This window comes from Enterovibrio norvegicus (assembly GCF_002876705.1).
GTDB classification, from domain to species: domain Bacteria; phylum Pseudomonadota; class Gammaproteobacteria; order Enterobacterales; family Vibrionaceae; genus Enterovibrio; species Enterovibrio norvegicus_B.
Genome location: NZ_MDAG01000035.1, coordinates 214924 through 227398, shown reverse-complemented (window position 1 = coordinate 227398; position 12475 = coordinate 214924). Strand labels below are relative to the sequence as shown.

Genomic DNA, 12475 nt, shown 5'->3' with positions numbered 1-12475 from the left:
ATTAAGGGTTACGAGGGAATTTGTCGAAATCAGGACGACGCTTTTCGTTAAATGCGTTACGACCTTCTTGGCCTTCTTCTGTCATGTAGAACAGCATGGTTGCGTTACCTGCTAGCTCTTGAAGACCCGCTTGACCATCACAGTCTGCATTCAATGCTGCTTTCAAACAACGCAGCGCCATTGGGCTGTGCTGCAGCGTTTCGCGACACCAACGCACAGTTTCACGCTCAAGCTCCGCATAAGGCACAACATGGTTTACAAGCCCCATGTCCAGTGCTTCTTGCGCATCATAAAAACGACAAAGGAACCAAATCTCACGTGCTTTTTTCTGACCAACGATGCGGGCCATGTATGAAGCACCCCAACCACCATCAAAAGACCCCACTTTAGGCCCTGTTTGACCAAACTGCGCATTGTCAGCGGCAATGGTCAAATCACACATCATGTGAAGAACATGACCACCACCGACGGCGTATCCTGCAACCGCGGCAATCACAGGCTTCGGACAGGTACGGATTTGGCGTTGGAAATCCAACACGTTGAGGTGATGCGTACCTTCGTTGTCTCGGTAGCCGCCGTAGTCGCCACGAATTTTCTGGTCACCGCCAGAGCAGAATGCATGCTCGCCTTGGCCCGTTAGGACAATCACACCCACTTTTTCGTCATAGCGTGCGTCAGAAAGTGCTTTGATCATCTCGTTAACCGTCTGAGGACGGAACGCATTACGCACTTCAGGGCGGTTAATGGTAATGCGTGCAATACCTTCCGCAGACTTGTGATAAAGAATGTCTTCATACCCTTCAGAGCAGTCAGCCCACTCAACCGGTGCGTATAGTTCTTGTTCGGTCAAACCTGTTGTAATCGCCATAATGGCTCCATTGAATCGTCAAATTAAACGGTAGTGATCAGCTTTTTTATCAGCTGGCTAAACAGCCTAGGCTGCTCAGCATGAATATTGTGTCCCGCGTCTGGGACGACATTGAACCTAAACCCCGACCGCGCGGCGACGGCAGAAAACTTGGTGTCGTTTTGCCCGCAGACATAGTGCAAAGGCAGTTCGCATTGCCGTAACGGCTCAGTCAGTTCGGGTTGCTTTGATAACGATGTAGCACGCAACATACTTGCCACTTTAACGCCGAGATTATCACTGCGAAGTGCGACAAAACTTTGTTTTTGCGCATGATTTAGTGAGGAAAAAACGGGTTGTTCATACCAATCTTGAAGCACATCAATAATGGGCTCAGACTCAAAGCGGTGTGCCCATCGGCAATCATTTTGCCAACGAGACTCGCGCTCACTATCGGGTAGCCCTGTGTGGCCGCTTTCAATCAGTAAGCCTCGCAGGTGGGTTGCTTTTTCACTTGCTCCGTCAGCCTGATGATTCGCGGCAATCATCATCGCAAGCCTTGCACCTAGCGAATACCCCACAAGCCAATACGCCCCTTGCACGTGCTGCTCTATGATTTGCATGATCAAGGTATTGGTGTGTTCAAAACTCACAGGGGGAATGTGTTTACTTTCACCGTGCCCCGGTAAATCAATCGCGAGACAAAAATGATCTTGCGACAACGCTTCGGTCACGGGTTTCCAATCATCAGCACTGCCAAGCAAGCCATGCAGAAAAACCAACGCTGGCTTTTCAATTTGCCCCGTTGCTTTATAAGCCAACATCTCGCAGGGTGATAACGTCTCATTGCTGAATGAAGTCATTGGTATCTCTTTAAAACAACGATGTCTTTGCAATATCAGTGAACAAGGCTTTTAAATGAGCACCAGACTCCCCTGCAGGAACACGAAGTTCTATCAGCGTGGTTCCTGCATGTTTTTGCCCTTCCAAACACGCAAAACGCGCCGCTTCCAAGGTTGTTGGACACTGATACTGAAGGCCGAACATGGCCGCTGCATGAGAGAATTCGAAGCCATGTGGCATGCGATAGAAGGCATCTTTGCTTTCTTGTGGAACAGGTAACATATCAAAAATACCGCCCCCATCATTATTCACCACAATGACCACTAAGGGATAAGGGTTGTGAGCCAGTAAAGCGAGACTGTTCAAGTCATACAGCGCAGACGTATCACCCATCAAACACACCATGGGGTTTTGTTGAGCGCGTTGAACACCCGACGCCGTGGCAATAAGGCCATCAATACCCGATGCGCCTCGATTTGCGTAAACATGCAGCTCGGGAAGGCGCGCGCACATATCTAACAAGCGAATCGCTAGGCTATTGCCGATAAACACATCGCTATTTTCATGCAACCAATGCGGAAAATCTGCCGCCATCGCAAGCTCTGACAATTGTTCATTTTTGAGCGCGTGCTGATGCACACATTCCAAGTAGGCTTTACTTGCCAAAGACAAAGCCGCTGCCCAATCTGCATGTTGAACGGCTGACGCTTTGTGACTGAGCTGTGGAGCGATAGATGCGGGCCTACCAATAATACGGGTCGCTTTACGATGACGTGGATCTAATCGCCCTGGATGCTCATCCACCAGCCAGTACTCGCCATGAAAACCATCGAGAAATTGCCCTAACCGCTTCGATACCAATCGCGCGCCAAATTGCAGCACGCACTCCGCTTGAGCCAGAAATTCTGCACAGGCAAGGTTTTGCATCCAGCCATCAAACCCGGCGAAGTCAGACCCCATGCCCGCTTGTGGGTCGCACAGTATCGGCCAGGCCAGTTTATCTGCCAATGCTTGAATGGCAGCCCTGTCTTTTCGGGTCACCCGCCCAACAATAAGCACGCCTTTTTTCTGTTGCGCGGCATACCATTTTTCATTGATGAAAGACGCAGACAAAACCAGCTCGTCGTCGTAAGCACTGACAAAAGACAAATACGGCGTCTGACCACGAAGCCACTCTGCAACAGGTGCAAGATACTCACTGGTATCCTCAAGTTCGCCATACAAGGGCTCAGGATAAGGGCAGTTGATGTGCAAACTGCCGCCGATCAGGGATTGCTGATGCAAGCTCTCATCGAGTGTCGACAACAGCCATGCTGGTGTCGTTAACTCTGAAGGCGAAGGTAAATCACACACGGTATCGGCATGGTCACCAAAAATGCCGCGCTGACTAATGGCTTGGTTTGCACCACATTGAATCAGCTCTGTCGGGCGGTCTGCTGTCAGTAAAATCAGCTTCTCACGCGTAAGGCGACTCTCAGCCACAGCCGGCAGTAAATTGGCAACCGCAGTACCTGATGTCACGATAACCGCCACGGGTTTTTCGGAGGCTTTGGCTAGACCGAGCGCAAGAAAACCCAGCCCTCGCTCATCAAAATGCGTGTGGAGATTTAAGGGTAACGCACCGTCTTCGCGAAGCGCTTCTGCTTCGAGCGTCAAAGGGGTTGAGCGTGAACCTGGTGCAATGCAAACGTCAGTCACGCCAGCACGTTGCAAAGACATCAACACAAGCTTTGCCCAAACGCGGTTCATGGTTGATTGCTTCATCCCGCTTTTTGCTCCATATCGATAGCATTACTCATCGGCAGCATCGAACGTTTTTTCTCGAAAGGCAGGGGATCAAGGACAGGCGATAGCAGGCTCATCAAGGTCGACATTTTACGATCTAACTCTTTCCACTCTGTCTCAGGTTCTGAGCCAGGCACAATGCCCGCGCCAGCAAACAAGTGCAGCGTATCATTCATCACGAGTGCACTTCGGATAGCCACGCAAAATTCACTGCGTTCTCGCCCTAGAAAGCCCACAGCACCGCTATACCAACCACGGGCAAACGGTTCATTTTCAGTGATGAATTTGACGGCGTTATCGCGAGGTAAACCAGCAATTGCAGCAGTGGGCTGCAACATGTCTAACAAGTCAGAACTGGACACGTCATTGTGTAGTTCCGCCTCAATATCACGCTTTAGATGTTGTACTTTTCGAAGCTGCACCAGATGCGGAGAACCTTCCACCGTCAACGCGATACTGCTCGGCAACAAACGGGATTCGATGTCTTCAACAACCAGACGGTTTTCGTAGATGTTCTTTGGATCGTTGAGCAACCATTGTGCCAAGGCTTTGTCATCTTGCGCAGTTTTACCACGCCCAATGGTGCCAGCAAGGGCTTCCGTTAAAAGTGTCTGACCTTGTCGGTTGAACAATCGCTCAGGGGTCGAACCCACAAAGCTATGTTTTTCATCTAACGCCAACAAGAAATGAAAGTTTGCGCTGTTTTGCTCACGGCTTGCTTTCAATAATTGTGCAGCTGAAATGTGGCGATCGAGCGTCAACGACGTTTTTCTCGCGAGAACAACTTTTTGCAGATCCGTGCTGTCTATTTCGGCCAAGGCTTTTTCAAGCATGCTCGACCACTGCGGATACGAAGGTGAATGTTCTGCATCAAGAATATCGCATTGCGGACGAACCAATGTCGACGTCGAATCAGACAGCTTGTTCAACGCGGCGCGCGCTTTCTCAATGTTATCGCCGATATTGAGCGACAAGGACCACGTCTCGCCAACGCGCGACAATTCTATTTGAGGGAGAAAAAAGAAGGATTGCAAGCAGCGCTGATTGCGCTCGGTGCGCCCATCAAACGAGCGACCGCCCCAAATGCGTTGCCCGTCTTCCAATACCAACTCTGCAGAGTAAGGATTGGAAAACGTTCTGACCTGCCCAAGTGCAACGGTTTCTTCTACACCATCGCGAGACTGCCAATAAAATTTAGGGAATAACGGCTGAGCGTCTAACCATTCAATCGGATCGACATGGTCAGACAATGTTAGATCGACACTGAGTCGTGGTGGAAGCGCAGACAAAGTAGACAACGCGTCACAAAGTCGCCCAATTGCTTGGATCAATTCGGTCAAGTTAACCTCACTAACACCTACAACCTAAAGCTAATCGTCCGAATCCATGGTGTAAGGCTAGCCGCGAAAAATCCTATTGCGCTGGTTGCGATGGTCTTATTTCTTCGTTGAGCGCCCTGTTTCCCGATACGCCGTGAGCAAATCCCCCTAAATAGGGTGTTTTCTCATCAAAAAACGATAAAGCGCGGCAAATTCAGTAAAATTTCCTGTTGGAAATACATTCTACAACCTTATTGATAGTGATGAAAACCGAATGTTCTAGCAGAATATCCCAGCAAGTTAGGATTAAATCACTGAAATCCTGTTTTCTCGCCATTTTTTACTGTTTGCTACTTATATAGTCGAGTTTGTTAGTGTAATTTACTGCAAATACGTAAAAAACACCCTTGGGAATCAAGATGCAAGAAGTTGGGATGTCGACCAAACTGGACAACGTCTGTTATGACATTCGCGGTCCGGTCATGAAACAAGCAAAGCGCCTCGAAGAAGAAGGCCATAAAATCCTCAAACTGAATATTGGCAACCCTGCCCCATTTGGTTTTGATGCGCCGGACGAAATTTTGGTAGACGTGATCCGTAACCTGCCGACTTCTCAAGGTTACTGTGATTCAAAAGGAATTTACCCGGCTCGTAAGGCGGTTGTTCAGCATTATCAAAAGCGTGGCATGCTTGATTTAGACGTTGAAGACGTTTACCTCGGCAATGGCGTGTCTGAGTTGATCGTCATGTCTATGCAGGCGCTACTGAACAGCGGTGATGAACTGTTAGTTCCATCGCCTGACTACCCACTCTGGACTGCAGCGGTTTCTTTGTCTGGCGGTAATCCGGTTCATTACATGTGTGATGAGGAGTCTGATTGGTACCCAGATCTGGATGATATTAAAGCCAAGATCACGCCAAAGACCAAAGGCATCGTACTGATCAACCCGAACAACCCAACAGGTGCGGTATATAGCCGTGACTTCCTGATGGAGATTGCGGACATTGCCCGTCACCATGGTTTGATCATTTTCGCTGACGAAATTTACGACAAAATTTTGTATGACGGCGCACAGCACCATTCTATTGCGCCACTTGCGCCTGATGTTTTCTGTGTGACCTTCAGTGGCTTGTCAAAATCTTACCGTGTCTGTGGCTTCCGCTCTGGTTGGATGATCCTTTCTGGCCCCAAACATATGGCGAAAGGCTACATCGCGGGATTAGAGATGCTGGCCTCTATGCGTTTGTGTGCAAACGTGCCGATGCAACACGCCATTCAAACAGCACTGGGCGGTTACCAAAGCATCAATGAATTGATTCTCCCTGGTGGTCGTCTGCTTGAGCAACGCGACAAAGCCCATGAATTGCTGAACCAAATTCCGGGCGTGAGTTGTGTGAAGCCAAAAGGCGCGCTGTATCTTTTCCCGAAAATTGATATCAAACGCTACAACATCCACGATGATGAAAAGATGATGTACGACTTTTTGATGCAAGAAAAAGTACTGATGGTGCACGGCTCTGGCTTCAACTGGCCGAAACCGGATCACTTCCGCATTGTTACTTTGCCACGTGTTGATGATCTTGAATTGGCGATTGGCCGTTTCGAGCGCTTCCTGTCAACGTACCGACAGTGATTCGCACTTAACAGAAATGAAGAAAAAGCCTGACTCAGTCAGGCTTTTTTTGTTGTTAAGGCAAACAACAAACCCACAGCAGCACCGGCTAAGTGCGCTTGATACGCCACGCCTGCATCGATGAGCTGCGCCGTCATTGAATCGCCACCGATATACGCTTCATAGGCCAATTTCGCACCCACGCCCACCAGCATCATCCATCCCAATGGCACTTTATTCTGTATGTCACGTATCACACCCCACACAAACAACCCATGCAACACACCTGAAAGCCCTGCATACCAGCTAAATGGGCTCCAAAACATCACAATGCCAATGGCCACCATCATGCACCACATCATCATGACTAACGAACGCACGTTGTAGTAGCGCCTATGTAGCACGGTGAGGGCGGCAAATGCCGCGAGATTCATAAGAAGATGAGGAACATTGGTATGCGTGAGGTTTCCTGTTACGATTCGCCACCATTGCCCCGCCTCAATATCCGCACGATCCCATGTCATCCAATGATGAATCGCTGGGATTTGCGCTACAATCGCTACGATAGCGATAAGCCCAAGCAATCGATATACAGGCAAAGGGAATCCTCAAACATCTCAATTTCATTAAGTTATAGCGTACCGTGGGAATGAACCAGAAAGCCAGCCGATATTGCGAACAATGCGGGAAAGCCAAACGCGCCTGTATTTGTCATACCATCACAACGATACCTTGCGATATCCCTTTGATTATTCTTCAGCATCCATCTGAAGTGCACCAACCTATTGGTACCGCTCGCATACTGTCTCTCTCCTTGCCAAACAGTCGGCTTTTCGTGGGTGAGGACTTTTCTGATAACGACGCACTTAATACGTTATTAGATCCACGATCGGGCGTTGATTACGTCGTGCTTTATCCGTCCGATGACGCGATCTCTTTATCATCAGAAAACACAGAGATAATCACGGGGGAAGACGGACGCAAGCGAGGTTTGATTTTACTTGATGGTACATGGCGAAAAGCATACAAGATGTATCAGCTTTCCAAGAACCTTCATGCCCTCCCAGCGGTGAAACTCGATGAGATCGAACAGGGAAACTATCGCATTCGTAAGTCGCCAAAAGAGAACGGCCTGTCGACCGTAGAAGCGGGTTTCTATGCGCTATCTGCCATGACGGGTGAGCAAACACGCTTTCACCCTTTGATGGCTGCCTTTGACAGCATGATTGAGTTTCAAATCAGCCAAATGCCGCCTGGGGTCTATGAGCAGCATTATGGATGTAAAAACGACAATGAAAACGAATAAGAGGAAAGCAACCTTACGTTATTCTCCTCTTCGCTTTTCAATGTTATCGCTTACCTGATTTGATACATCGGCCCTTGGCTGTCAGCCGTGAACATGGTGGCATGCAGTCGCTGAGCGTAACCGTCGGTCATTGCTGAAATGTAGTCGGCGATCACTCGGCGACCACTTTTCCCGTCCGCAACGTCTTTTAGCCAACGTTCACGTGTAGGTACAGGCAGCAATCGCTTCGGATCCGCATCAAAGGCATCAAACAGTCCCATCACGAGTTGTTGTCCCTTGTATTCAATGATTTGAAGCTCGGGCTTTTGCACCACGTATTCGCTTACAAAGGCTTTAAGTACCGCCAACACGCCATGCATGACATCGGTTAAACGCGCGTTCCACTGCAGAATAGGGTCATCAAAGCTGTTCACGCCATCTTGAAGCGATGGTTCGATGGCTATAGACGTCAGCAAGGTATTCACCAAGGCACCGATAGCATCTTTGCGTTCGTAATGTGGCCCGAACATTTGGTCGCTCAAATGGCTAATGTTTGCCTCTAACCATGGGTCTCCGCATTCAGCCAATTTGCTGGCTACCGCCTCCTGCCATTGATCGCGCTGCACAATGCCCATCACGATTGCATCTTCAAGATCGTGCACGCCATAAGCAATGTCATCGGCCAGTTCCATGATCGAGCAATCAAGGGATTTGAACTCGGTTTTACCATGGTGATTGTCATTGGGCTGGCGCTTTAGACGCGTAAATAGCGCAGCGTCTTGTTCTGTCATGCCCGCTAACACCCAATTGAACCGGTCAAGATCATCACGATATAAGCCTTTCGCAGGATGCCAATCCGAGGCTTTCAAATGACGAAACTCAGACACATCAGGCGGAAGGGAGAAACGGCGCGTCTCGCTAAGCAATGCGGGATATTTAAGCAAACCCAACAGCGTTCTTCTTGCCAAGTTCATCCCGTCGGATTCCGTATACGGCTCTAACAGACTGACAATACGAAACGTCTGTGCGTTACCTTCAAACCCATCATCATTGCGCATGAGGTAATTAAGGGCTATCTCGCCACCGTGCCCATAAGGTGGATGGCCAATGTCATGCGCGAGACAGAGGCTTTCCAATAGGCTCGTCGAAGGAAGCAGCGGCCGAAACTCGGGCTGTTTGTCTTTGAGCTGAGCGAGAATACCCGTGCCTATTTGGGACACTTCAAGCGAGTGCGTTAGACGCGTGCGATAAAACTCACTGTGTTCGGCGCCGAGCACTTGTGTCTTGGCCTGTAAGCGACGAAACGCGGCAGAGTGAAGAATACGTGCGCGGTCCCGTTGAAACACCGTACGTTTGTCATGTCGGCGCTGTTTGTTCTCGCTCGCAAGCCTTTCTTCCCACAATGGTGAAAGCGTTTGTGCCGCGAAAAAATTATTGCTCATCACTGATCTCATCAAGGCTCAACGTAAAGCTACTGGCAAACGTTGACATAAAATACTCGCTCGCATCGGTGCTGCGATCTTCCATCGTTTTTTCTAAGCGTCGCTTGGCTTGCTCAAACTCGTGATTACCTGCTGACAACTCTTCCAAACACTTGAGGTAGGCACATATCGCATCCGCTTGTTTCACGATGCGGTATTCCTCTTGGTCAATGCTGTCGCTGTCAATTAACGGGCGGTAATCATCACGGAACTCTTCAGGCAGCATCGAAACCAATTTGTCTTCGGCAATACGCTCTATCTTCTTGTACTCATCAGCAATGGCCGGATTAAAGTACTTAATCGGCGTAGGTAAATCGCCTGTTAGCACTTCGCTGCAATCATGAAACATTGCCAGCAAAGCCACACGTTCCGGCGTTGTACTACCGCCAAATTTCTTGTTTTCAATCAGAGATAAAGCATGCGCAACAAATGCAACTTGAAGGCTATGTTCGGAGATATTTTCGTTGAACACATTGCGCATAAGAGGCCAGCGATAGATAAGTTTCATTCTCGCGAGGTGGGCAAAAAAGTGACTGGTTTTCTGACTCATAACGTCCTTGGCCTTGGTCTAAGAAGTATCCTGACACCATTCTGTTAGTGTCGGCTTGTTTTCTCAAGTCTCTAAAACAAAAAACCGTGGGATGAATAAGACGTGGCGGTCTAGCAACGAACAAAAACAGACAAAAGACAGCGATCAAACGATCTTGCTACCTGCGTTGTTATTACCCGCGTTGTTGTTACGAGTAATATTGTTACGTGAGAAGGAATTATCTGAAAAGCAAACGCGTGTAAACGTGAAATTGCGATGGGAGATATTGGGGAGATCGTTCTCCCCTCGTTTGGTATCGGCGTACCAAACCCCTTTAAAGCACAATGCGATCTTTGTTTTTTTCGATGATACCACCGCCAATGCCCTTGACGTTCTTCAGTGAATCTAACGACTCAAACTGTCCGAACTCTTCACGAAAATCAACGATAGCCTGCGCCTTACTTTTCCCGACACCGTCCAAATACTTATCAAGTTCATCCGCGTCAGCAGTATTGATGTTCACTTCAAACGGTGCATCTGCTCCCGCATTACTTTGATTGTCTTGTGCGAGTGCAACTGGCGCAGCAAACATCGCGACCGCAAATGTGAGTGTTGTGAGTATTTTCTTAAGCATTGATGATTCCTTTACTTAGGTTTCCGTGAATAGAGAAGGCAGGGTAATAAGCGGTGTTCATCAATGCATGTTAAGAAGTAGAAAAAACGACGGGGCACCAAAGGTGCCCCGTCAAAGTAACTTATCAATTACAACGAAGTCGTAATTCGCTCCAAGTCTTTTACTTGGCGCATAAGTTTTTTAGATATTACTGCTCGGCGGTTTCTAATGAATAAACCACGTCAGTTGTGTCTTTAAGTTGTTCGATGGTTGCTGCAAGTTCAGTGTTCGCCAGCGAACGTGCTACGCGGTCAGCCATTTGGCTCTCAAGGCTGATATCGGCAGTTTCAGGCTCTATTACACCATCCAAAGCAACAACAAGCACGTCACCACTGATTGAGCGCGTTTGAGCATATTCACTCGAATCAGCATTTGGTGTCGGCATTGTAAATGCTAACTCAACAACATCACGCTCTGGAGATACACGGCCAATATCAGCCGCGTCACTAAATGCGTAACCTGATGCGCTCAAACCTGCTTCATTACCCGTGTTCAGCTCTTCAACCAAAGTGGTTGCTAGTGCTTGTGCGGCCTCTTCACCTTTTTGGCGTTTTAGCAACTCAGTCACTTGTGTTTCAACGTCACCAAAAGGTAGAACCATTTCTGGACGAACATCTTCAACACGAACAACAACAACGTGCTCCGGCGCAATTTCAATGATGTCAGAGTTCAGACCATCTTCACGCACTTCAGCAAGTTGTAAGGCTTGTTGAACATTGGCATTCGCCAGTGTGCCTTCCAAATCGCTCAGAGAAACAAACTCAGTGTGTTGAACCTTGCGATCCACAGCGTCGGCTGCGTCATCAAGGTTATCGGGCATTTCAAACGCTTTCTCAGCAAGATCATTTGACAGTGCGAAAAACGTTTCAGCGGCATGCTGTTGCTTAAGCTGCGCGACAATTTCATCACGTACTGCTTCAAAAGGTTCTGAATCAGACGCTTTCACATCATCCAGCTTGATGATGTGGAAACCGAAATCTGATTTAACCACACCTGACACATCACTTTTGTTCGCAAGCGCAAATGCCGCTTCTTCGAACGCAGGATCCATCACACCAGCATCAAACCAGTCAAGTTGACCGCCCTGCTCTGCACTGAATGTGTCATCAGAACGAGTTTTTGCCAATTCAGCAAAATCCGCACCCGCATTGAGTTCTGCAAGAACCGCTTCTGCTTTTTCATTAGCAGCATCATCATCACCTTGGATCATGATATGGCTAACTTTACGCTTCTCTGCAGTGCCGTAAGATGCCAAGTTCGCGTTGTAGTAAGCCTTCGCTTCTTCTTCGGTCACCTCTGCAACATCAGCAATACCGTTGCCAGAAAGCTCAACATATGAAATTTTGAACTGCTCTGGACGAACAAACTGAGACGGATTTTGTTGATAGAAATCTTGTTTCTGCTCTGCAGTGACGTCTGCTTTCGCAGCAAAATCGGCAACAGGCAGCGACAATGTACGCACTGTACGAGTTTGGCCTTCAAGCTTATACAGTGATTCTAATTCGCCTTCTAAGGCAAATTCACTGTTTTGAAGTGCGCCCACAAGTTGGTCACGCACCAAATCCTGACGTACATACTCCGCAAACTGGTCCGGCGTTAGGCCATTACGACGAAGTGCCTCAAGGTACAAGTCGTTATCAAACGAACCTAGTGTGCCTTGGAATGCTGGCATTTCGCGAATTGATTGCTTGATTTGTCCTTCACCAACACGTAACCCAAGCGTATTCGCTTGCTGGTCTAGCAATGCTTGGTTAACCATGCGGTCAAGTACATTGCGTCGGAATTGTGCAAGGTAATTAGGATCACTAAGCAGGGTTGCAAAGAAGTCTCCGGCTTGAGCTTGCATCTGCGCACGCTCATTTTGGTAAGCCTGCTCAAATTGGTTGCGGCTAATTTCTTGATCACCCACTTTTGCAGCAGGAGCTACAGAACCACCCGAAAGGTAGCTACCGACACCTGCAAATACAAAGGAAAAAATAATAAGGCTTAAGATGATCTTAACCGCGAGGCTATTCACGCCTTCGCGTAGTCGCTCCATCATAACGTGCCGTCACTCCTACAAATTTAAACGTTCGTTTTGGTTATACCTAAAAACATCAC

The 12475-nt window shown here is 48.3% G+C and carries 11 protein-coding genes; 2 read left to right on the top strand and 9 right to left on the bottom strand.

Annotated features, from left to right (window positions below; translation table 11 throughout):
- Position 1: 1 nt before the first annotated feature.
- From menB to BCT27_RS17775, 4 genes are read right to left on the bottom strand one after another with little or no spacing between them, the layout of a single operon-like run.
- Positions 2 to 868, bottom strand: coding sequence for a 1,4-dihydroxy-2-naphthoyl-CoA synthase (gene menB / locus BCT27_RS17790; RefSeq protein WP_017008475.1), 867 nt, complete (start codon positions 866 to 868; stop codon positions 2 to 4).
- 23 nt (positions 869 to 891) lie between these two features.
- Positions 892 to 1710, bottom strand: coding sequence for a 2-succinyl-6-hydroxy-2,4-cyclohexadiene-1-carboxylate synthase (menH, locus tag BCT27_RS17785; RefSeq protein WP_102396370.1), 819 nt, complete (start codon positions 1708 to 1710; stop codon positions 892 to 894).
- 10 nt (positions 1711 to 1720) lie between these two features.
- Positions 1721 to 3454 carry a 2-succinyl-5-enolpyruvyl-6-hydroxy-3-cyclohexene-1-carboxylic-acid synthase gene (gene menD, locus BCT27_RS17780; protein ID WP_102396369.1) on the bottom strand — a complete coding sequence of 578 codons (1734 nt, stop codon included), beginning with the start codon at positions 3452 to 3454 and terminating at the stop codon, positions 1721 to 1723.
- Positions 3451 to 4815 carry an isochorismate synthase gene (locus BCT27_RS17775; RefSeq protein ID WP_102396368.1) on the bottom strand — a complete coding sequence of 455 codons (1365 nt, stop codon included), beginning with the start codon at positions 4813 to 4815 and terminating at the stop codon, positions 3451 to 3453. The genes menD and BCT27_RS17775 overlap by 4 nt, the downstream gene beginning before the upstream one ends.
- Positions 4816 to 5213: 398 nt before the next feature.
- On the opposite strand from BCT27_RS17775, the gene BCT27_RS17770 reads away from it, so the two are divergent.
- Entirely contained in the window at positions 5214 to 6428 is a 1215-nt protein-coding gene (locus BCT27_RS17770) for a pyridoxal phosphate-dependent aminotransferase (protein WP_102316574.1), read from the top strand.
- A gap of 38 nt (positions 6429 to 6466) precedes the next feature.
- Here BCT27_RS17770 and rrtA read toward each other — a convergent pair whose 3' ends face one another.
- Positions 6467 to 7006, bottom strand: coding sequence for a rhombosortase (rrtA, locus tag BCT27_RS17765; protein WP_102396367.1), 540 nt, complete (start codon positions 7004 to 7006; stop codon positions 6467 to 6469).
- Positions 7007 to 7056: 50 nt separating this feature from the next.
- On the opposite strand from rrtA, the gene BCT27_RS17760 reads away from it, so the two are divergent.
- The gene (locus BCT27_RS17760; protein WP_102396366.1) at positions 7057 to 7713 is read left to right on the top strand and encodes a tRNA-uridine aminocarboxypropyltransferase; all 657 of its coding nucleotides are present in this window, start codon (positions 7057 to 7059) and stop codon (positions 7711 to 7713) included.
- Positions 7714 to 7763: 50 nt separating this feature from the next.
- Here BCT27_RS17760 and BCT27_RS17755 read toward each other — a convergent pair whose 3' ends face one another.
- From BCT27_RS17755 to ppiD, 4 genes are all read right to left on the bottom strand, one after another.
- Complete coding sequence (locus BCT27_RS17755; protein WP_102396365.1) at positions 7764 to 9134, bottom strand: anti-phage deoxyguanosine triphosphatase; 1371 nt, start codon at positions 9132 to 9134, stop codon at positions 7764 to 7766.
- Positions 9124 to 9723 carry a 5'-deoxynucleotidase gene (gene yfbR, locus BCT27_RS17750; RefSeq protein WP_102316570.1) on the bottom strand — a complete coding sequence of 200 codons (600 nt, stop codon included), beginning with the start codon at positions 9721 to 9723 and terminating at the stop codon, positions 9124 to 9126. The genes BCT27_RS17755 and yfbR overlap by 11 nt, the downstream gene beginning before the upstream one ends.
- 313 nt (positions 9724 to 10036) lie before the next feature.
- Entirely contained in the window at positions 10037 to 10336 is a 300-nt protein-coding gene (locus BCT27_RS17745; RefSeq protein ID WP_017017780.1) for a ComEA family DNA-binding protein, read from the bottom strand.
- A 187-nt stretch (positions 10337 to 10523) separates the two neighbouring features.
- A complete protein-coding gene (ppiD, locus tag BCT27_RS17740; RefSeq protein ID WP_102396364.1) occupies positions 10524 to 12416 on the bottom strand; it encodes a peptidylprolyl isomerase in 1893 nt (630 codons plus the stop codon).
- Positions 12417 to 12475: the final 59 nt, after the last annotated feature.

Bases quoted from the DNA above. Each gene is read 5' to 3' on its own strand.
- menB (WP_017008475.1), bottom strand. From the start codon at position 868: ATGGCGATTACAACAGGTTTGACCGAACAAGAACTATACGCACCGGTT.
- menH (WP_102396370.1), bottom strand. From the start codon at position 1,710: ATGACTTCATTCAGCAATGAGACGTTATCACCCTGCGAGATGTTGGCT.
- menD (WP_102396369.1), bottom strand. From the start codon at position 3,454: ATGAAGCAATCAACCATGAACCGCGTTTGGGCAAAGCTTGTGTTGATG.
- BCT27_RS17770 (WP_102316574.1), top strand. From the start codon at position 5,214: ATGCAAGAAGTTGGGATGTCGACCAAACTGGACAACGTCTGTTATGAC.
- BCT27_RS17760 (WP_102396366.1), top strand. From the start codon at position 7,057: ATGAACCAGAAAGCCAGCCGATATTGCGAACAATGCGGGAAAGCCAAA.
- BCT27_RS17755 (WP_102396365.1), bottom strand. From the start codon at position 9,134: ATGAGCAATAATTTTTTCGCGGCACAAACGCTTTCACCATTGTGGGAA.
- yfbR (WP_102316570.1), bottom strand. From the start codon at position 9,723: ATGAGTCAGAAAACCAGTCACTTTTTTGCCCACCTCGCGAGAATGAAA.
- BCT27_RS17745 (WP_017017780.1), bottom strand. From the start codon at position 10,336: ATGCTTAAGAAAATACTCACAACACTCACATTTGCGGTCGCGATGTTT.
- ppiD (WP_102396364.1), bottom strand. From the start codon at position 12,416: ATGATGGAGCGACTACGCGAAGGCGTGAATAGCCTCGCGGTTAAGATC.